This window comes from Paenibacillus sp. FSL R5-0766, assembly GCF_037971845.1.
GTDB lineage: Bacteria > Bacillota > Bacilli > Paenibacillales > Paenibacillaceae > Paenibacillus.
This window is the reverse complement of record NZ_CP150227.1, coordinates 260,183-281,946: the sequence shown is the minus strand read 5'-3', so window position 1 is coordinate 281,946 and position 21,764 is coordinate 260,183. Positions and strand designations below refer to the sequence as shown.

The window sequence follows — 21,764 nt, the reverse complement described above, 5'->3', positions numbered from 1 at the left end:
CCTTTCTTATTAGAGCGTGTCTTATAATATGAAGAGAAAAATGGAGAAAGCCCCTCCCGATATATCGTGAGCAGGCTAATTACATTCGTCCTTTATTTCTGTTCTGCTGTCAGCGCCAGATTCAGAGCCGTTACATTCACACGCGGCTCCCCGAATATACCCATTTGCCGGCCTTCTGTATGCTCATTTACAAGTTGCACAAGCTGCTGTTCACTAAGCCCTGTAGCTTTGCTAATGCGCGGGATCTGTGCCTCAGCGGCTTCGGGAGAGAGATCCGGGTCAAGTCCAGAGCCTGAACCCGTCACGAGATCAGCTGGGATCTGCTTCAATCCCGGGTTTTCCTGCTGGAGCTGAGCAATCTTTTCCTTCATCTCGCCGATATACTCCCCTGAGGCTACGGCGCGATTTGAACCAGCTGAAGCCGTTGGGTCATAACTGGCACTCGATGCCCGGGGCTGGAACAGCCCCGGCGAGTGGATTTCCTGCGCCAGCAGTGATGAGCCGATGATTTTCTCATTTTGCGTAATCAGACTTCCATTCGCCTGCGCAGGAAAGAGAAGCTGGGCTACGCCAGTCGTTACAAGCGGGTAGATTAGGCCGCATATCAGCATAAGCACAACGGATAACCGTAAGGCGGGCAAGAACATGTTCATACAGATCACTTCCTGAATTCATTAGGATAAAAGAATAATGTTGATAAGCGTTGTTATCTCGTTAAAGAATCCCCGACAGAACCATATCAATGAATTTAATGCCGATAAAAGGTACAATTACACCACCTACGCCATAAATAAATACATTGCGCCCAAGCAGCCTCTCGGCTGACATCGCCCGATACTTAACCCCTTTCATCGCAATGGGAATAAGCAGTGGAATAATAATGGCGTTGAAGATCAGCGCCGACAGGATCGCAGACTGTGGTGAAGCCAGATTCATAATATTCAGCGCCTGAAGCTGCGGCATGGCGAGAATGAACATGGCTGGAATGATGGCAAAATACTTCGCGATATCATTGGATATCGAAAAGGTTGTCAGTGCGCCGCGTGTAATCAGCAGCTGCTTGCCAATGGAGACGACCGACAATAACTTAGTCGGATCGGAATCCAGGTCAATCATATTGGCCGCTTCTTTGGCCGCCATGGTGCCCGAATTCATCGCCAGGCCCACATCGGCCTGCGCCAGAGCAGGAGCATCGTTCGTACCATCGCCCGTCATGGCGACGAGTTTGCCCTCCTGCTGCTCTTTTTTGATCGCCGCAATCTTGTCCTCGGGTTTCGCTTCGGCAATAAAATCATCCACGCCCGCTTCCAGCGCTATGGTCGCTGCGGTCAGCGGATTATCGCCTGTACACATAATGGTCTTGATGCCCATGGCGCGCATCTCGGCGAACTTCTCTTTCAGCCCTGGCTTCACGGTATCTTTCAGATAGATCACACCGTAGATTCGCTCATCGATGGCTACAGCAAGCGGCGTGCCTCCAGCCTTCGCAATACGATTTGCAATCTCATCCAGATCATCGGGTATGCGGCCTCCTTCGGAAGCAATATAACGTTTGATCGCATCCACGGCACCTTTACGAATCTTCATACCGTTATTCAGATTGAGACCGGACATCCGAGTCTCTGCTGTGAATTCCACATTTTCTGCATTCGCATACTCCGTCTCAGACCAGCTCTGACCTTGTTTGCCTGCCAATTCCACAACAGAACGTCCTTCTGGGGTCTCATCCCGCACAGAAGCCTGTAAAGCAGCTTGCGTCATCTCTGAAGCAGTAGTGCCCTGAACGGGAATAAACTCAGATGCCATGCGGTTTCCGTATGTGATCGTTCCTGTTTTGTCCAAAATCAACGTATCGATATCTCCGGCCGCTTCTACCGCTTTACCCGACATAGCGAGTACATTGAACTGCGTAACACGGTCCATCCCGGCAATACCAATGGCAGACAGTAACCCACCAATTGTGGTTGGGATCAAGCAGACGAGAAGTGCGATTAGGGTCGCCAGATCCAGTCGAATACCCAGGTAATTCGCCATCGGGACCATCGTCAGAATAACAATCAGAAAGATCAGGGTTAATACGGCGAGCAGGGTTGTCAGCGCAATTTCATTGGGTGTTTTCTGGCGCTGTGCACCCTCAACCAGAGAGATCATCCGGTCAAGGAATGACTCACCTGGATCGGTCTGAACACGCATGACGATGTAATCGGACACGACGCGTGTACCTCCGGTAACGGAGGAGAAATCGCCTCCTGCTTCCTTGATAACCGGTGCGGATTCTCCCGTAATGGCCGATTCATCAATGGAGGCCAATCCTTCTGTAATTTCACCATCCGTTGGGATCAGTTCACCGACTTCCACGCGGACCATATCACCCTTTTTCAACTGGGTCGAAGACACTTGCCGGATTGTTCCATCCTTCTGCACCAGATTGGCCAGGGTGTCCGACTTCGTCTTGCGTAACGTATCCGCCTGCGCCTTACCTCTGCCTTCTGCAAGTGCCTCCGCGAAGTTAGCGAACAGCAGCGTGAACAGCAAAATGAAAAACACGGCGATGTTGTACCCGCGTCCAGCCTCGGATGCGGCGAATAGATCGGGATTAATGCATAATAAGAGCGTAATGAATGTACCTACCTCGACAATAAACATGACCGGATTTTTGATCATGACCACCGGATTTAGCTTTTTGAACGCATCCAGTGAAGCCTGAAGTATCATATCCTTGCTTAACGACCGTTTCGATCCGGGATCACGTTGAATATTACCGCGATTGTTGTCCGGCTCATTGCCCTTCGATCTGAACATTTCTGTATCCATGTGTTGCATCGTCTGCTCCTTCTTTCGTTCAACTGCATTCATCGTGCACTGCCACCTCCATGCGTTACGTCCTTGCGCCAAATCCCTCTGTCTGTCCCTGTTATATCCCTCATTGAATCATCGCCAGATGCTCTGCAATCGGTCCAAGAGCAAGCGACGGGAAGAACGTAAGCGCGCCGACAACAACGATCATCATGACCAAGATGCCAGCAAATAAAGGCGTGTGTGTACGCAGTGTACCTGTAGTTACCGGTACAACCCGTTTCGTAGCGAGTGAACCCGCTATGGCCAGCATGGCGATCATCGAAACGTACCTTCCCAGCAGCATAACGATACCAATCGCAATGTTGTAAAAGTCTGTATTGGCATTTAGTCCGGCAAAAGCCGATCCATTATTGGCTGCACCTGAGGCAAAAGCATAGAGAACCTCCGTCAGACCATGCATGCCCCCGTTCGAGATGGACGCAACAGCTTCAGGCCGCATAAGCGCGAGTGCCGTTGGCGCAAGAATAATCAAAGGATGAATGAGCAACGCAATGGATGCGAGCTTTACCTCTTTCCCCTCGATTTTTTTGCCCAGAAACTCAGGTGTTCGTCCCACCATTAATCCACAGATAAACACAGCCAGAATCACATACAACAGTCCGTTGATTAGCCCTACTCCTTTGCCACCAAACACGTTATTGAGCATCATCTGAGCCAGTGATACCATGCCTCCAAGTGGAGTGAGCGACTCGTGCATATTGTTGACCGAACCTGTTGTAGCCGCTGTCGTGACTGCCGTGAATAAAGCCGATTCGGGTATGCCGAATCTGACCTCTTTCCCCTCCATATTGCCTTGAAGACCCACTGCATCCAGCGCAGGTACACCGCGATATTCGGAGACAAATACGGTGGTCAACATCACAAGGAAAAGAAAACTCATCGCTGCGAACAATGCCCAACCCTGCTTCCGGTTATTGACCATCAAGCCGAAGGCGTATACCAGTGCAGTGGGTAACAGCATCATACAGACGATATGCACCAGATTGCTCAGGGCCGTCGGATTCTCGAATGGATGTGCAGCATTGGTTCCAAACCAGCCACCACCGTTGGTGCCAATGTGTTTGATCGACTCCAGTGAGGCGACCAGTCCACGTGAAATGGTCTGCTGCGCACCTTCCAGCGTGGTTGCGTTCACCGCTCCCGCGAGCGTCTGAGGCACCCCCTGGAATACAAGGAACAAGGCTACGATGAAGCTCAGCGGTAAAAAAATCCTCGTAATCGACCGTACAAGGTCGACGTAAAAATTCCCCAGTTCATCCCGGCGGCCTATCAGCCCGCGAATGAACGCAATAGCCACCGCGAATCCGGTCGCTGCGGACGTAAACATCGGGAACGTAACGGCCAGCATCTGTGACAGATACGACAGGGCGTTCTCGCCCGTATAAGACTGCCAGTTCGTGTTGGTCATAAAGGATACCGCCGTATTAAATGCTTGCGCCGCTGGCATATTGCCGATCCCATCCGGGTTAAGTGGCAAATACTTTTGCAGCCGCAGCACCAGAAACATCAATACCAACATTACAAAGTTGGAGAGGAGAACCGCCGTAAGGTACTTTTTCCACCCCATGGATTCGTTCTCGCGTACTCCCATCACGCGATAGAGCAGTCGTTCCGGCCCGCCAAAAAACCGATCCAGCCCCGTTCGCTGTCCATCGAACACGTTCACTACATATTTCCCCACCGGTTTAACCAACAGCAGGATGATCAGTAGCGTCACTGCTACTTGCACTACACCGATACCCATATCCGCATTTCCTCCCTATTCGACGTTCCCTTGTTCCCGTATTACGCACATCGCCAGCATCAGAATTTCTCCGGCTTCACCAGCACATAACCGAGATAAATCACCAGTGCGAGCACAATCATGCCGATGACAATCATCTGGCTCCCTCCTCTCTACCCTCAAGCCTTCTCGCAGAATTTCAAGAATCCCCAAAATACCGCAAACAGCAGCACAACCAATCCAATCATCGTGGCATCATTTACCATGCGCCCTTCCTCCCTCTCTCTACCGTTCTCTGCACCTGCTACATGTAAAATCGTAATACGAAACGCTGTAAAAAAGGGGTAAAGAAATACCTCCACAGGTGTAAAAAAAGCGTAAAAAAGACCCGATCTCCTCAGCAATGGGCTGAAAAGAACGGGTCTATCATCATTTTTATACGGAGCACTCCATTACGTGCCAATCTATTACCTACCCGTCATTTCAAGAACTGCGTGTAGGCATTTCCCTAACATTTTGAATACTAGTTTGTGGCTTCTTCGTCATGTACTTGTTAAAAAAGTCGGTGTTTATTCCTGTCATATGATGAAAGAAGGAAGTTTCCACTTTCCAATCCTCCTCAATCATATAACGAATATCCACAAGACCTTTATTGGAAAGCAGGTCAATAATGGTTTTAATTCGCATCGGCTTTTGAAGTGGAATCTCCCTGTCAAAAGGCTCCTTTTCCAGATATCCTCTTCGGTGCATCGCCGCATAGAAATTACGATGATCCTTAGCTTCCATCATTCCTAGATGTGCTGCTCTGTATCCCAGCACTTGTAGGGAAGTCTTCCATTTATTTTTCAAATCAAGATATTGATCGGGATTCGTCTTATAAGTGATTTCATTCATGTCCGATGAAAACTCTTCTTCGGGCAATAAAAATGCACCCGCGAACAGATTAGCTTCATTTTCAATCAATTTGTGTTCTTTTCGGTCCAGATTGACAAATTCAAGACGATAATGAAGCAACAAATGACCAAGCTCATGTGCAATATCAAAATTCCTACGAACCGCAGAACGTTTGATGTTGCCCAGTATGATAAACGGACGATCATTTCTTGTCCAAAGGCTGTACGCATCAATTTCTTCACCAATCGATTTTTCAAAAACATATACACCACTTTTTTCGATCCGGAACATCAGGTTCTCATTCGTGGATGGCTCCATATTCAGCCGTTGTCTCGCAAGATGGGCAACATAATGGATCTGAGTCGTACGATCATCGTCTGTATGGTTCATATACTCAATTGCCTCTTCCCGCAATTGGATAATATTCAGTGTGGGAAGGCTGATCTGAGCGGTAATATAATTAATGAACGTGTCCAGATATTCTACATGCTTTGCTTCTGTCTGTGTCTTGGATATCACATTCATCACTTTCGAACGATAGGCAATGTTCATAACATCAATGTTGGCTGCGTTATTACGCTGTGTAAGCATATCTTTCGTATAAAAATACTTGCTTTTCACACTGAAAATGCGTTTCAACTCATTCACAATTGGCACCTTCGGAGAGGTGTACGCATTTTCATATTGCCAGACTGCTTGTTCTGTCACACCTAATTGTTCGGAGAGCTGTTTTCTCGAATACCCATGCATGATCCGCAAATTGGTCAAATTTTCACCAACGAACATGCTGCTCCCTCCTTACTGAACGACACAGGGAATCACCCCCGCTGTTCTCCTTCCAAAATTTCAATATCATAAGCTGCCGGATCAACGATATCTTCCACATCAGGCGTAAGCGCCTCCCGTTCACTATCATCCAGTTCAGCACCAGAGATGAGGTCCGATAAATCTTCTATAAAATAAGCGATATTATCATTCGGATTAGGCAGATAATGCTGAACCTTCGAAATTTGGTATGCATCATCAATAGCATAAGTGAGTATATGAAACTCATTATATGTAGATGCAAGATGTTCAAGTTCTTCTTTCACACGGCTGACCTGACTCTCTGAGATTGGAAAAGAAAGTTGCTCAACCCTCTCCAACTCACCATGTTCATTACGGCGTGGTTGAATCAAAGAAAATTCCAGATCGTTATTAATCTTGGAGAGATCGTGTAAATAGGTACGGAAAGCACCTTTGTTGTCAACGCCCGTAGGTAGCTTGGCACTGGAAAAACTATTCTCATTAAAGTAGGCTGCGTTCTTTATCAGAAACAGAACTTTTGATTCTTCATGTGTGAACTGGAGATAATCCCATGTTAAACCTGCTTTGGATTTCTTGTGAGTGAATCCTTGTTCACCGCAATAATCTGCGATTTTGCTCTCAATAAAATTTCCCTTTGTCCAGGCAAAGGCTGAACTAATCTTCATGTTTCTCTTCCGATCTTTACGGTGATCAATATATTCGCGGTATCCTTCAACAATAGCATCAACAAGCATCTGACTATGTTCCGACTTGAACTTATATTGTTCCATATAGATCACTCCGATTCATAAATATGAAGACAAGTTATATTTTAATCGAAGTTCGTGTGCAAAGATATGATTTTTTTTGATATTTTTAAAGTAAACCTATCTCATACACTTCATCCAAATGGATTCTGTGCCCACTGCAATAATCTCTTTTTTGTGATTTTGCCATGGGAGGTATGATTGACAACTTGCCCCTGATCGAGCAGAAGTACCTGGGGTGACTCATGGTGAACCTCTGTCTCTTCCGCAATATGGCGGGACAACGAGCGATTTTCAATCACTTTGACGATGCGGTAATCCATGGGTTGTTTGGGATCTGATGCATGGGTGCCTACAAACGCCATAAACTCTCTGTACGCTCTCGCACTTGTCGGACAAGTCGTGCTGTGTTTCAGGATAAGGACCGGATGAGCCTGCGAGCGATGAAGCGCATCTTCCCAGTCATCCGTTTTGTGCAATTCACGGACATGTTCGCTGAGCATATGTTCCGAGTCTGACCCTGCACGTTTGCTAACCACCGAACCAATCACAATGCCAAGCGCCAAGCCAAAAGCAATCCCGAGTCCAAGCTGCTGCGTAGCCGTACCAATGCTGACTCCCATAGCCGTTCCTATAGCAAGCCATAAGGCTTGATGATTTACTTTTTTCTTCATGCAGATCTTCCCTTCCTGAAATATGTATATCAGGGCTATAAAAATTCCTACCTTATATTCTGATCAAATTATAGCATAGGCCTCTGTGAGCAATCGTTAATAATCTTCATCTCCGGGTACAGATTTCAGTGATTGGATTTATGCAAAATGCTCATTTGTGATACACTGGTTGTAATTTGGAAACGATGAACATGAAGAATGGATTGGAAGGGCGGAAATTCCATATGACATACGCATTTATGATTGAACCGCAGGATTTTATTGCGCTGGATAACGAAGACGAGCTGATTGAGAAATGTCAGGAGTGGGGCTTGCTTTCCGGTAAAGCAACCAAACTCAAAACGTTCTATTATAAAGGAAACGGATTAAACATGCCGTGCACCATCATTGGATATGTGGATCACATGGCAGCTGTTATTCAACTGGATAATGGGCAAAAGCATTGTATTCACCCGTCTTATCTGAAGGAAATGCAAGCGTCCAGTTACAGCGCCAGAAGCATAAGTAATGCCGGGTCAGACCGAAGTACAGAATCGACAACTTCGGATACAGTCGTACCAGTCACCCCTGCTGATGTTACGCCAACTCCAGATGCCCTGGTAAACCCGGATGAAATGCCGGTGGATCTGGATGATTCGGACGATACGGACACAGATGAATTCTCCTTGGGGCTGAAGGGTGATCCGGATGGGTTAGTAGAAGAGTATGTTGGACCTCAGTCTGGGGCAGCCAGTGATGCCAAACCTAAAGCCAAAACAGCGAGCAAAGCTAAGAGCGTCAAAATTGATCTGCCAGAAGGTAAAGTGAAGATGAGTGCCGTTGTCAAAGAGTTCACCACTGTGCCGAATCACTTCTCGGACAATGACGATGAAGTCATCATCTATGAAGCAGTTACCATTACGGAGCCAGACGTCATTGATGTTGGGGAAGCCTGGTCAAGCCACAGTGCCACGGTTAAGAAACAAGAACTGGAAGTGGGCGATGTTATCACGTTTGAAGCGAAAATTATCAAGAAGAAGCTGACACGTAACCCGGTTCCCTATAAAATCAACAATCCTTCCAAGATTCAGAAGGAAGACTAATCAAGGAAGATTAATCAGGATTCATTACAAAAAAAGCAAAAAAAACCTCCACAACTGCTCAAAGCAGACCGCGGAGGTTTTTGCCATTTGAAGTTTATATTAGCGAAGAGTACACTCTTAAGCTTGTCCCGGCGTAGCACTGATCTGAAACTGTACACCAAATTTGTCGACAACCGAGCCATAGGCTGGACTCCAGAACGTTTCTTGTATCGGCATTTTCACTTCGCCACCGTCTTGCAACTGGTTGAAAATCGCTTTGGCTTCTTCCGCCGTATCCGTGTTCACTGTAACCGTAATATGATTACCTACAGTGTGCGGCATGCCTGGAAACGTATCAGACAACATTAATACCGAGCCGCCAATCTGCAATGAAGCATGCATAATGCGGTCTTTCGCTTCTGGCGGGATGGGGTGATTCGGGTCAGACGGACCATCGCCAAATGTTTGAAGCGCGAGCACTTCGGCTCCAAATGCCTTTTGATAAAATTCTACCGCTTCACGTCCATTACCGTCTGTTACCAGATACACATTCAAGCTGATCGACATGCGTTCTTCATCTCCTTGGGCTCATGTAATTATACGACTCACGCCACTTGCGACATGAGTATATATGAACAGCTTGTCCTTTGACAAGCGTATATTTTCTCACTACTTCTGTTGGACCATTACACGATTAGGGTTACCAAATAATTTTTAATCCATCCCTCTCTCCACTACTTCTTGCGCTTGCGTATATAATAGAGAACCGTGATCAGAACACCCGGAACCAGTGCTGCAAAACTGGCATAGATCAGGCACCATTTCAACAGGGTACATATCGGAGTGAGTTCAGTAAGCACAGGCGTACGTTCAGGATAACGATACATGATCAGGGATGCACCTATATTTTCAAGCATGTCCATAGCCCAACCTAAGACCGGAATCAGATTCACCCAACGCCAGCGACTCTTTACCGGAAGCACGCGATAGAGTATCGATAACAGAACAACCAAGAGGAACAGATAGGCCAACGGCCATATGAGATCAAATTTGAACCGTGCCTGAATATAGGCGCTTCGCCCTGCTTCTCCATACTGCTCAGCCATCTGATAAAGATCATCCGCCGTGTACAGAAACGATGAATCCGGGGACTGCCCACCACCTGTGGCCTCCTCCGACTTTGCCGCCTGCCAGGGCAGAATGAATGCAATAAAACAGGCAAAAACAACAACCGCAGCTACAACCCATTTCCAATTCACCCGCTGATAGAACCAACCTGACACTTTATTCAGCACATTCTGTCCCCTTTCCGATAAAAAAAAGACCACTCTCCCGAATCCTATCGGTAAAATGGTTGTGTTCAATCCTATGAAATTATCGAGCTTGAACGATGTTATCTATTTCACTTTTCAATAAGAGGTATCGGTGAACACTTCTCATGATCGGGACCTTCGTTAGTTTGTTCTTGTCCACGTACAGTTTCATCTGGTCTTTGGTCAAACCAAGCAAACTTCCAGCTTCCGATACCGTCAACACTACCTCGGGGTTCGTAGCATTAAACGTCCTCTTTACTTTCTGATTCCAGTCCTCGAATACCTGCATAGATCAGTGACATCTCCTATCCATAGCCAGTTATTATCAGGCTGAATATATCCAGTATACCACACTTGTGCTGCTCGTAACTTAATCCTTGCGCAGAACCATATTCTGATAGGCAGATTTCCTGCTTGACCCTGACGTTAACTCGAGGGTTTATACTGGCTTCAGGAGGGGATTAGCATGAGTATGTCACCTGAACATGTAACCAAGAAACGACGCAGCAGTGGTATAGCCATTATTGGAATGAGTTGGTTGACAATGACATTGGGTCTGTTTTTTGCTACACTCGCAGGGGAGTTTATCAGCACTATTGTTGTTGCTGCTGAATGGATGGTTCATCTCACCCAAGCTGTTGTCATTATTAGTATCGTCTTACCCGTATTATTCGTCATTCGAAGACACTTCCATATGAAGTCCGTTCTTCTTCCTCTGACAGGAAAAAGCATAATTCACTTGCTCTTTGGCGCATTATTTGCCACTTCTCTGGCCTTTATCGGGTTAGCGATAGCCAGTATGAACAACTGGATTACGATTACGGAGTGGCACTTCTCAGCCGAGTTCTTGCTTGCTGTCGTACTTAATAGTTGTATTGCTTTCTTGTATGAAGCTTTGCCAGAGGAACTATCCATGCGAGGCATGGTCTATGATGGATTACGCCTCAGACTGCGACTTCCTGTGTTTTTCGCTTATGTAACTCAAATCATACTCTTTCTGCTGGTTCCAATGAGTGTCGGCCTATTGCAAGAGCTCGTCGGTATGGATGCCGGAAACCGGATAACCTTGGATTATATGATCCTGCTCTTGACCTATGGTATTACGTTACAGCTTCTGCGCAATTTGACCGGTTCTCTATGGGCCTCCATTGGATTTCATGTCGCTTACCTGGAAGTAGCCCGATTCGTTATTATGCCAGGTGATAGACCGGCATTGTTAAGCTATACCGCGCAAGATAACGGGTTGGCCGAAATATTTATTTTGTATATGATGATAATCTTTGTCGGCGGGATCATTCTGGCGGTGCTCAATGCATGGCGCTGGTGGAGAATACATAAATCATGAGGGAGGGATCTGCCTGTTGTATACCGTTGGACAACTATCCAAACATACCGGAGTATCCATCCGAACACTGCATTATTATGAGAAGCTGGGTTTACTGCGACCGGCCCGTAATGAGAACAATCAGTATCGCTTATATGGTGAAAAGGATATTTTACGGCTTCAGCAGATTACCATTCTGAAGAAAATGCATTTTAAATTGAATGAGATTGGAGAATTCCTCGATCAGGATGCTGATCGCTCCGAACCAGAGAGTACCCTTACGTTATGGAATAATACGTTGGAACAACAACTGGCCGTCGTTAAGGAGCAGCAGAAGAGATTAAGCAAGGTCGAGCATCTTCTTTTTTCAACCCTATATGCCATCAGAGCCTCCGGTACAATCAGTCTGGATGAGATGTTGGGCTTCATCCGTGAACTGGATCAACCTCCGGGCAAGTTCCGTCAAGATTTTTTTACACCTGAAGAAATGGAATCGTTACCTCTGAATAATCAGAACAATTCAATATCAATGGAATGGGCTGATATTCTTAAGGATATTCATGCATGCAAGATGGAACCTCCGGATTCCGAAGCCTCACGGTTACTGGCCATCCGAATCTCTGATTATGCTGAAAGGGCTTTTCAAGGGAATGCAGAATTGGCAGAAAAATATTGGGATTATATCACCCCAGAGGATGATCAGTCAGCTCGTGTATATGGTATGACAACGGATACCATGCGTTACATCGAAATGATCCTGGATCGATGGGCAGTCCAGAATCCTGATGATCAACAATAAGAGCCACTTCGAAAAGTGGCCCTTGATCCATTCCCTTATTATGTTTCGTCATGCTTCGTTACGCCTCTTCCCAGAAGCGGCGCAGGTTGTCCATGGCGATTTTGGATGCGGATTTACATTCCTCCATGCCTTCGAACTCCACCGTAATGTTGCCATCATAGCCGGAGTCTTTGATCAACTTTACAATTTTACGAATTGGAATGTCACCTTGTCCAACGATGGCCCCTCGCAGGAAGTTACCGTAGGCTGTCGTGAACCATTCACCCTCACCCGGATGCTCATCATAAGGACGGAAGTAGAAATCTTTGAAGTGGACCAGAGAAGCGTACGGCAGATTTTTCATGACGCCGATGATCGGATTCTCATCCACGCACATGAAGTTGCCAATATCGAGTGTTGTTTTGAAGTTCGGACGATCTACAGCATAAAGAACACGCTGCACCCGATCACTCGCCTGCACGCTGAAGCCGTGATTTTCAATGGTTGTCGTGATGCCAAACTGCGCGGCATAATCCGCAATAATCTGGCTTCCCCGTACCATCAGCGGCAGATGTTCCTCGAACCAGGTGATGGTCATCTTCTCCTTTGGCAGGGTAAACGCCGTGACGTCATGACGCATATGTTTTACACCCATTCGGTGTACGACATCCACATGTCTTTTGACCCTGGCCATCTCCTCTTCAAACGCCTCTTCCGTCTCCTGCACGAAATTCGCTGGCATGGAGTAGTTGGACAGTTCAATACCCGCAGACGCTGCCCGTTCCCGAATCGCATCCGCCAGATCGTGATTATCCTCAACAGTGTAACCGTAAGGCACCATCTCCATATGCTCGCCGCCGTTCGCCGCAATCCAGTCGATCACATCCAGCACCGTCATCTCACCCGAATTCAAATCGTTCAACAAACTATACGTGCTCAGGCCCACTTTCATCTGCTCAGCTCCCTATCGATATTGTTGGATAAATTGAACCGCCTTACGAATGTCCTGCTCCGGCTGATGACCTACCTCGCGTTCAATCGTCAGATAACCGGTGTAACCAATCTCCTGAAGCGCTGCAAAGTATCCGTCAAAATCAACGCCACCCTCGCCCAGTGGCACCTCACGGAAGAACGTCCCGGAAGAGACCATCTCGGCAATCTTATCGTGATCCATAGGGGCATAACCGACCGCTCCGTATACGTCTCGTGGGTCAACTTCCTTCAACCGCACACCATCCTTCACATGGGTATGTACGATGTAATCCTTGAGCAGGTGAACGCCCCGCGCCGGATCATCTCCGGTCACCATCACCATGTTCGCCGGGTCAAAATTCACCGATACTCCGTTGGTCGACAGCGTATCCAGGAATCCTTTCAAGTCAGCAGCCGTTTCCGGTCCTGTCTCAATGGCAAAGTATGCGCCAACACTTTTGGCGTATTGGCCCAACTCCTCACAAGCAGCATGCAGCGTGGCGTAGACTTCCGATGAAGGGTCGTGTGGAACAATACCGATATGTGTGGTGACGATGTTGGTGCCCAGATCGAGGGCCAGATCCACGATCCGCTTCGACTTCTCTACTTTCCACGGATTATCTTCCTTGACCTGAAACCCATGCCCACCCAAATCACCAACCAATGCTGAAATGTCGAGATCCAACGAATCGATGTAACTCTTCAACTCCTTACGCGCCGCAGGTGACAAATTTTCAGGGTCCATCTCTCCCTTGACGGCATAGATCTGCACACCTTCTGCACCTACGTCTTTGGCTTTGTTCAACCCTTCCCGTACACCTACACCAAAACTATCCACGATGACACCGATCTTATTCGTTAATTTCATGTCATACCTCCTGAAGATTACGTATTTGGATTCATTGGAACAAGCTTCACTGACTTAATCTCATACGGTTTGAATTTCAGTTCGAATGCTCCCTTCACACTAGCCAACGGATGGATCTCATCCTCCAACAGATTAATGATGGACGCTTTGATTTCCTTTTCAGCCCACTGGACATGCACCGTTTCTCGACTTCCTGATGATTCGTAGAAACGTAGTACCGTTCCCGAGCCATCTTCTGCAGGCTTAACCGCATCCAGAATGACATGCTCACTCTGGAACTGAACCCAAGCGTGTTCTGCTGGCAATGGACCAGAATGCTGACTCGCTGCCACAACCTCCACCAGATGATTAAGCTCCATCGCCCGGCGAACCACGGCAGCTTGTCGCCAATCCCCCTGATGGGGCAGGAATGAATACGTGAATTCATGCTCACCCTGATCGGCATGTTCATCCGGCCATTTCGGGGCACGAAGCAGGGACAGACGGATCGTCCGATCCTTGATGTCATACCCGTACTTGCAATCATTCAGCAAACTCACACCGCTGTTGCCCTCCGAGATATCCGCCCAACGATGTCCGCAGACCTCGAACTGTGCCTGCTCCCAACTGGTGTTGTTATGAGTTGGACGCTCCAGCGCTCCAAACGGAATCTCATAGGTTGCTTTGGCTGCTACCAGATCCACCGGAAAGGCCACCTTCAGCAGCTTATGACTCTCATTCCAATTCACTTTTGTATGGAAATCAACACGCCGCTGGTAACGATGCAAAATGATATCCTGACTGATCTCCGATTGATTCAACTTCCAGACAAAGCGTAGTACATCTCGCGTAGCCCCGCGCTGTACAATCTCTCTGGAGATCAACTGCACCGCACCAGCTCGCTGGGATTCAAATCGTGGATCGATATCCCATGCATCCCAGTACGTCGGTTTGTCGTGGAAAAACTGCCACTCATTCGCCCGATCACCAGGCTTCAGCCAGTCACGTCCTACCGTTTTGTCATACCATCGAGTGATCTCTCCCAAGTCATTAAACTCAAGCGTGTAAAATTCAGTTTCCCACGTGGAAGGGAAGGATTTTTCTTCCCTTACTGGAAGGATAACATCCGATGCTTCGCGCAGCCATATGGTTGTATACCCAAAAGCAGGAATCGACGGAACATGCACGAGCAACGTATACTTGTCTTCCTTTTGTTCAAGATCACAGGCCAGACGGTTTCCTTGACGATCAAATGCTGCCATCCTGGCGAGGTGAGCATCCCCTGTAATGGTGATATTTTCTCCGCGTTTCCAGCCGAGGCTGTTGAATATAATATAGGGGAGACCATCGACTTCATCTGTTGCAATGTTCTCTGCAAGTGTATCGAGCGTTTCCCGCAGTGCGGATGTACCCAGTGCAAATACCTTCGTGTACTCCTCGGTGGACGTTACGTATACTTCAGGAATCGACGTTCCCGGAATAATGTCATGGAATTGGTTGAGCATAATCAACTTCCAGCCTTCATCCAGATCATTCTTCGTGTGCGCGCCGTAAGCCCCGGCAAATTGCCCCCAGATCTCCGCTTCCCGATATAATACCTCTGCCTTACGGTTGCTACGTTTGTTCCTCGCATGAGTTGTGTACGTTCCGCGATGCAGTTCCAGATACAAGTCCCCGTGCCATTTCGGCAACGTCGGATGATTTAATGATATGTCTTCAAAAAAAGCGCCTGCTGTGCTGAATTTGCTGATCGGCTGTCCCACCATCAAGTGGGATCGCTCCGCAAACTCCACCATCTCATTCGTCACGCCGCCACCACCATCGCCATGTCCGTAAAGCAACATTTGCTCAGGGTGCACATCCTTTTGTTTAAATGATTGCCAATGTTCATCCACATCTTTGGGACGCGTATGTTCATTCACCCCATGGTTCAGATACGCCAGCACCGAAGTACCATCAATGCCTACCCAGTCGAAGAGGTCATACGGAAACACATTGGTATCATTCCAATTCAGCTTGGTGGTCATAAAATAAGGAATATCCGCGAGTTTCAGCATCTGCGGCAAGGAAGCACAGTAGCCAAAGGTATCCGGCAGCCACTCGATGTTGGAGCGTTTGCCAAACTCCGCCTGATAGAAGTTCTGTCCATACAGAATCTGCCGAACTAACGACTCGCCACTCGGAATATTCAGATCCGGCTCGACCCACATGCCTCCGACCAGCTCCCAGCGGCCTTCAGCAATACGGGCTTTAACTCGCTCGTACAGCTCCGGGTGATGATCCTTTACGAAGGCATACAACTGCGGTTGGCTCTGGGAATACACAAAATCCGGGTACGTGTCCATCAACGTACACATGGTCGAGAACGTGCGACTGGACTTGCGAACCGTCTCACGTACAGGCCACAGCCAGGCAATATCAATGTGGGATTGTCCGACCAGATGCATGAAGCCACTTCGATATTCCTCCGGGTCTTCCTGCTGTACTGACTGTACTAACCCATGTTCGAAGTTCTGTATCCAGGCTGCATCACTCCAGCGTTCCGGGTCATTGTACATGTTATCCATCACCTGATGAATGGCCTGAACAAGTGCCATCCGCTTGGGCTCCTTCTCGTTATATGCCCGGAGCGACTCAGCGAGTACCGTAACGCTGTACATCAGGCTCTGCAGTGGCTGATTAACATGAACCAATGCTGCCCGAATGCCCTGAATTGGCGGCTGAATGACAGCTTGTCGATTGAGTGAATCATGCGGCTCTGGAATCGGATCGTAGAGTTCAATCTCCAACTGCGGTGTATTTCCTACCCGACTTCTCGGAAGTGGTACGAACCCGTGGTTCCGGTCCAATCCGTGATAAGGTATGCCATTCACCTTAAGCAGCCCTTCTCCTCCAGCCTCGAAGATCAGCCCAACAGCTTGATCTTGCCATTCCGCCGGAATCTCCACACGTTTGCTCAGAAAATACGTCGTTCCGTGTACGCTATTCAGCGGATTCAAGCATTGCATTGCCTTTTCTGCCTGTTCATCTTCATTTTCATATGCCTGCTCGTACTCGTATTCCCCTGGCCGAATGTATCTGGCCCTCTGCATCTCCCACGCTGGAAGCTCGATCGTATCTAGCCATTGCCGCTGCTTCAGATCTTCGATGAATCGCTGAATTCGAATCATACCTCCACCCCCACCGTCTGAATGTGCAAACTGCAGGCGGTCCAATCCATAGAATTGCGGCCAACCATGAGCCTGAATTCACCCGGTTCTACGACAGACTGGAGACGGGAGTCGATCAGTGCGAGGTGTTCCTTTTGCACAGGGAACGTAACGGTATGGGTCTGTCCTGGCTCCAGATGGATTTTACGAAAACCTTTCAGTGACATTTCAGCTCGCGTGACCGAAGCTGATACATCCGTGATATACAACTGCACAACCTCACTTCCCGCAACCGCTCCGGTATTTGTGACTTCAACCATCACCTGAGTTTCATCGTCCGGGCCGATCACATCCGGTATAACCCTTACGTTCTCGTATTTGAATTCGGTGTAGCTCAGTCCATATCCGAACGGATACTGTGGCGCCAGATCCATCTCCAGATACCGTTTGCCACGAGTGCGTTTGGCATGATAGTAGACCGGAAGTTGCCCAGCATGCTTGGGAATGGAGACGGTAAGGCGGCCAGATGGATTCACATCACCGAACAGTATATCCGCAATCGCGTTACCGCCTTCCTGCCCGGGATACCACGCTTCCACAATCGCATGGACATGCTCATCAATCCAAGGTTCAGCAATGGGACGGCCGTTGATATAGACCATGATAACGGGTTTTTCCAGCTTATGTACCTCCTGCACCAGCTCCAATTGAACACCCATGAGATTCAGGGATGCCCGGTCAATGCCCTCGCCACACTCCATGTCGTTCCATGGATCATCGGTTACCACAGACGCACCTGTCCGCAAGTCGATCGTACCTTCACCAAAATCGCGGGCGCTGGAACCACCCATCACCATCACGATGACATCGGCCTGTTCCGCACAGGCGAGCGCTTGTGCAAAGCCCTCTCTGGAATCGCCTTTAATCCGGCATCCAGGTGCGTACAGCACCTGACCCGAATCCGCGCCAAGCTTGCGCGTAATGCCATCCAGTACGGTGACAATCTGTTCTCTCGGCTGTGGCGAGGTGTAGTCCCCAAGCTGGTTATAGATATGGTTCGCGTTCGGACCAATGACAGCTAGCTTTGTACCTGTTTTGGCAAGCGGAAGAGTATTGCCCTCATTTTTCAGTAAAACAATCCCCTCTTGCGCGACTTCTCTCGCCAGCTGAATATGGTCTTCACATCCGATGACCTGTTCTGCAAAGTCAGGATCTACGAAAGGCTGTTCGAATAACCCCAGTCTGAATTTCATCTCCAACACCCGCCTCACAGCCAAGTCCAGATCCTTCTCTTCGATCGATCCCTGCTCAAGCGCCTGACCAAGATGTTTGCGATACATGTAGCCGGACATTTCCATGTCTACCCCTGCCTGAAGGGACTGCGCTACGGCCTGTTCCCCGTTCTCGGCGGTGTTATGTCCATGGACCAACATCTGAATGGCGCCAAAATCAGTAATGACAAATCCATCAAAACCCCACTGCTCGCGCAGAAGGTCATTCAGCAGATACGTACTGGACGTGCACGGTACGCCATCTATCTCGTTATAAGCGGTCATGACGGAACAAGCCCCGGCTTCCACTGCTTTTTTGAACGGCAACAGATCTATTTCATGTAATTCACGTAAGCCCATATGCACCGGAGCAGCATTGCGCCCACCCTCCGAGCTGCCATAAGCCGCAAAATGCTTAAGTGTAGCGACAATCGTCTGGTTGGAATCGAGGCCTTCACCCTGTAGTCCCTTCATGGCTTCCACTGCAAATTCACCAATCAAGTAAGGATCTTCGGCAAAACATTCCTCCGTCCGTCCCCATCTCGGGTCACGTACGACATCAAGCACCGGGGAATACGTTGCCGCTCCCCCTTGGCTCCGGGTCTCCACAGCGATGGCTTCACACATCTTGCGGTACAGTTCCATATTCCACGTACTTCCCACCATTAACGGTACCGGAAAAACTGTTGCCCCGATCGCCATATGCCCGTGGGAACACTCTTCCCCAAACAAAATGGGTATGCCCAGCCGGGAATGCTCCATGGCATACCGCTGAATGACATTTGTGGCAACGGCTCCCTGCCGTGGAGTAAGCCCCGTTTCCAGCGTCACTTCGGTCCATGGATCGGCCCGAAGCACACCGTACAGAGAACCGACACCACCCTGTTCCATGTCCGCTTTGAACTCTTCCGTCACCTGTACTGTACCATCATCTGCTTTATCATACGTCTTCCATCCCATCGGCTGAATGAGTTGTCCAATCTTCTCTGCCGTTGTCATCCGTCCGATCAGATCCTGAACCCGTTCCTGAATGGGAAGCGAAGCATCTTTATAGTCCATATGCACATTCTCCTTATGCGTTCGGAATTAGTTAGGCGCATGCACTCACATGGCTTTGCGGTAGTCACTTGGTGCCACACCCACCACGTTTTTGAAAGCCCGGTTGAAGGAATTATAGTTCGTGTATCCCACTTCTTCACTGATCTCCTGAATAGCCTTATCCGTCTCCTGCATGAGCAGCTTGGCTTTTTCGATGCGATGACTAATGAGCAGATCCACAAACTTCTCCCCAATCTCATCCTTGAAAAGCTTGCTCAGATACTTCGGATTAATATCGAATAGATCACTAAGGTAGTTGAGTGACAGATCAGGATTGTTGTAATGCTCTTCGATGTATTTGCGTATCTCCAGAATATGTGATCTGTGTTTTCGGGAACAATGCAGCGTCTGCATCTGCAACGCCAGTTCTCTGAACCCTTCCCAGCACAGCTCACGCAGATCGTCTAACGTCTCCCAGCCCTCCAGCCTTGGAAGAAGTGGGGTGAATATAGCGGCCCATGACTCCTGATACTCTCGTGGAAGTTCGGCGAATTCCCGATTGTAATGTTGAAATAACAATTGGATCGTATTCATAATCTCCTGACGGGACAGAACGGACTCACTGATTTGTTCAAACAGTCTCTCAAAATGCTTTTCCCAAACATCGTCCGACAAGCGCATCGCCTGTACCAGCAGGGAGATGGTCTTCAGGAACTCATACACATCATTGGTCGAATTCGGCACATCACTACACGGAATGATGCGATTTATGCCCAGTACAGCCTTGTACTCCAGCGCATGCACAGCTTCTTTCAATGAAGCTCTCAACCCCCGAATATCAACAGCAACCCGACCAACACCAATGGTCACGGTGAAGTTCAGATACTGATCGATTCTGTCCAGATAACCAGCAAGCAATCGATGTTCAGTCTCCTCAGCTTGTTCCATTTCCGGAATCCAGAGGATGGCGTACAGACGCTGATCGGAGATCCATTCAGCCCATACTTCGGTTCCTTCATGGCGGGCACTCTCCTGCAGAATACTGGATAACACAAATTTCAGGAGGGATTGGTCCTGATCATGATACTCCGTCACAAATGCATCATACCGATCCATTTCAACTACCATGACGGCCCAATGATGCTCCAGCTCAGGCAGTTTGAACTTCTCTATCTCCGCTGTCAGCTCCGTGCTCGTAAAGTCTCGTGTGCCCTCCAGCAACTCCTGAAAGAACATTTTTTTCTGCAAAATCAGATTCTCTTCGTGCTCCTCCTGATATTGCCTCGTCTGATCAATCATGCGTTCCAGCGTTGTATGGATGAATCTAAACTCATTCTCTTTGCCATAGCCCAGCCCCGATTGCTTCTGCGAAGAGACGGTCTGAATTAACGTGACAATCTGCTGAATCGGCTTGTAATTCCTACGGGTCACGTAGATCACCCACACCACCCCGATCAACACAACCACTATCGCAAAGGCAAACCAGATATTATAAAATTGCAGAGTCCATTTGACGATTTTTCCATTATTAAGACCTGTCTGCACCTTCCAACCGCTATAACTCGACGTAAATTCGGAGAAAACTTCTCCCGACGTGGTTTTAGTAGAAGCTGCACCCCCTCCTGGCATGCTGCTATCCCACAGATTGCCGCCCGAACGGTTGAAGATGTTCACAAACGTAAATTCCGGATCATACATCTGCATGATGGATTTCCTTAGGGTACTCAAGTCCACGTTCGTGACCACAAGCCCTTTGCCGTTTCCTACACTGCGTACAATCGTAATCACTTGCTCAGTCGCTTGCGATGGGAAAGCCCGGAACGCTCGTGCTCCTGCCCATTTCTGTTCATCCCTCGTCCGGCTATCTGCAATAAAGTCTGCATCCGGGAACTCTTCAATCGGAACAGCCTTCCCGTTACTGAAGACCGTGCCATCTCCATAACGAACGAGATAAATCGAATCAATCAGCGGATACTCTATTTTCAATTCATCAACCACCTGGACCGCCTGAATGCCGGCATACACATCATCGCTGCCAGATACCGAGAAATAATTCTTCAAGTTAGGGTTGGTCAAAATCTCACGCAGTACCTTGAAGTCGATGGAACGCAGGGAGTTGTCCAGATATTGCGTGACCTGAGAGGCCAGAAATTCATTGGCCTTGAGCGCTTCCCTACGGTTCTGTTCATTGAATACCTGGAAGAAAATAAAAAAGAGAATGGTCGTCACAATAAAGAAAACAGGCAGATACGATAACAGCAAACGCCTAAACCAATTGTTGTTCATCTCCGAGATCCCCCCACCATTA

17 protein-coding genes are annotated in these 21,764 nt (G+C 48.2%); 3 read left to right on the top strand and 14 right to left on the bottom strand.

Features of this window, described 5'->3' with window-relative positions; genetic code table 11:
- Positions 1-92 precede the first annotated feature (92 nt).
- From kdpC to ytxJ, 6 genes are all read right to left on the bottom strand, one after another.
- The gene (gene kdpC, locus MKY66_RS01275; protein WP_076210269.1) at positions 93-653 is read right to left on the bottom strand and encodes a potassium-transporting ATPase subunit KdpC; all 561 of its coding nucleotides are present in this window, start codon (positions 651-653) and stop codon (positions 93-95) included.
- Between the two features lie 61 nt (positions 654-714).
- The gene (gene kdpB, locus MKY66_RS01270; RefSeq protein ID WP_218639184.1) at positions 715-2,715 is read right to left on the bottom strand and encodes a potassium-transporting ATPase subunit KdpB; all 2,001 of its coding nucleotides are present in this window, start codon (positions 2,713-2,715) and stop codon (positions 715-717) included.
- A 208-nt stretch (positions 2,716-2,923) separates the two neighbouring features.
- On the bottom strand, positions 2,924-4,597 hold the full coding sequence (gene kdpA, locus MKY66_RS01265) for a potassium-transporting ATPase subunit KdpA (RefSeq protein WP_076210383.1): 1,674 nt from the start codon (positions 4,595-4,597) through the stop codon (positions 2,924-2,926).
- A gap of 468 nt (positions 4,598-5,065) precedes the next feature.
- The gene (locus tag MKY66_RS01260) at positions 5,066-6,262 is read right to left on the bottom strand and encodes an XRE family transcriptional regulator (RefSeq protein ID WP_076210265.1); all 1,197 of its coding nucleotides are present in this window, start codon (positions 6,260-6,262) and stop codon (positions 5,066-5,068) included.
- 32 nt (positions 6,263-6,294) lie between these two features.
- Entirely contained in the window at positions 6,295-7,053 is a 759-nt protein-coding gene (locus tag MKY66_RS01255; protein WP_076210263.1) for a hypothetical protein, read from the bottom strand.
- A gap of 110 nt (positions 7,054-7,163) precedes the next feature.
- Positions 7,164-7,703 carry a bacillithiol system redox-active protein YtxJ gene (ytxJ, locus tag MKY66_RS01250; RefSeq protein WP_256704196.1) on the bottom strand — a complete coding sequence of 180 codons (540 nt, stop codon included), beginning with the start codon at positions 7,701-7,703 and terminating at the stop codon, positions 7,164-7,166.
- Positions 7,704-7,927: 224 nt separating this feature from the next.
- Between ytxJ and MKY66_RS01245 the strand changes: the two genes are divergently transcribed.
- Entirely contained in the window at positions 7,928-8,785 is an 858-nt protein-coding gene (locus tag MKY66_RS01245) for a hypothetical protein (RefSeq protein ID WP_076210379.1), read from the top strand.
- 117 nt (positions 8,786-8,902) lie between these two features.
- On the opposite strand, the gene MKY66_RS01240 is transcribed toward MKY66_RS01245, so the two are convergent.
- The 3 genes from MKY66_RS01240 to MKY66_RS01230 form a co-directional block, all read right to left on the bottom strand.
- Positions 8,903-9,331, bottom strand: coding sequence for a VOC family protein (locus MKY66_RS01240; RefSeq protein WP_076210261.1), 429 nt, complete (start codon positions 9,329-9,331; stop codon positions 8,903-8,905).
- A 167-nt stretch (positions 9,332-9,498) separates the two neighbouring features.
- Complete coding sequence (locus tag MKY66_RS01235) at positions 9,499-10,023, bottom strand: hypothetical protein (RefSeq protein WP_339806708.1); 525 nt, start codon at positions 10,021-10,023, stop codon at positions 9,499-9,501.
- Positions 10,024-10,138: 115 nt separating this feature from the next.
- Entirely contained in the window at positions 10,139-10,366 is a 228-nt protein-coding gene (locus tag MKY66_RS01230) for a hypothetical protein (protein ID WP_017691180.1), read from the bottom strand.
- A gap of 177 nt (positions 10,367-10,543) precedes the next feature.
- On the opposite strand from MKY66_RS01230, the gene MKY66_RS01225 reads away from it, so the two are divergent.
- Together MKY66_RS01225 and MKY66_RS01220 are read left to right on the top strand one after the other, a co-directional pair.
- Positions 10,544-11,422, top strand: coding sequence for a CPBP family glutamic-type intramembrane protease (locus MKY66_RS01225; RefSeq protein WP_076210257.1), 879 nt, complete (start codon positions 10,544-10,546; stop codon positions 11,420-11,422).
- A gap of 16 nt (positions 11,423-11,438) precedes the next feature.
- Positions 11,439-12,200, top strand: a complete 762-nt coding sequence (locus tag MKY66_RS01220; RefSeq protein ID WP_076210254.1) for a MerR family transcriptional regulator — start codon at positions 11,439-11,441, stop codon at positions 12,198-12,200.
- 58 nt (positions 12,201-12,258) lie between these two features.
- On the opposite strand, the gene MKY66_RS01215 is transcribed toward MKY66_RS01220, so the two are convergent.
- From MKY66_RS01215 to MKY66_RS01195, 5 genes are read right to left on the bottom strand one after another with little or no spacing between them, the layout of a single operon-like run.
- Positions 12,259-13,131, bottom strand: coding sequence for a sugar phosphate isomerase/epimerase (locus MKY66_RS01215; RefSeq protein ID WP_076210252.1), 873 nt, complete (start codon positions 13,129-13,131; stop codon positions 12,259-12,261).
- Positions 13,132-13,143: 12 nt separating this feature from the next.
- Positions 13,144-14,019 carry a sugar phosphate isomerase/epimerase family protein gene (locus MKY66_RS01210; RefSeq protein ID WP_076210250.1) on the bottom strand — a complete coding sequence of 292 codons (876 nt, stop codon included), beginning with the start codon at positions 14,017-14,019 and terminating at the stop codon, positions 13,144-13,146.
- A 17-nt stretch (positions 14,020-14,036) separates the two neighbouring features.
- Positions 14,037-17,168, bottom strand: a complete 3,132-nt coding sequence (locus MKY66_RS01205; protein WP_076210248.1) for an alpha-mannosidase — start codon at positions 17,166-17,168, stop codon at positions 14,037-14,039.
- Positions 17,165-19,477 (bottom strand): glycoside hydrolase family 3 N-terminal domain-containing protein, encoded by a 2,313-nt coding sequence (locus MKY66_RS01200; RefSeq protein WP_076210246.1) that lies wholly within the window; start codon positions 19,475-19,477, stop codon positions 17,165-17,167. Before MKY66_RS01200 ends, MKY66_RS01205 begins: the two co-directional genes overlap by 4 nt.
- Positions 19,478-19,522: 45 nt before the next feature.
- Positions 19,523-21,742, bottom strand: a complete 2,220-nt coding sequence (locus tag MKY66_RS01195) for a helix-turn-helix domain-containing protein (RefSeq protein ID WP_076210244.1) — start codon at positions 21,740-21,742, stop codon at positions 19,523-19,525.
- Positions 21,743-21,764 lie beyond the last annotated feature (22 nt).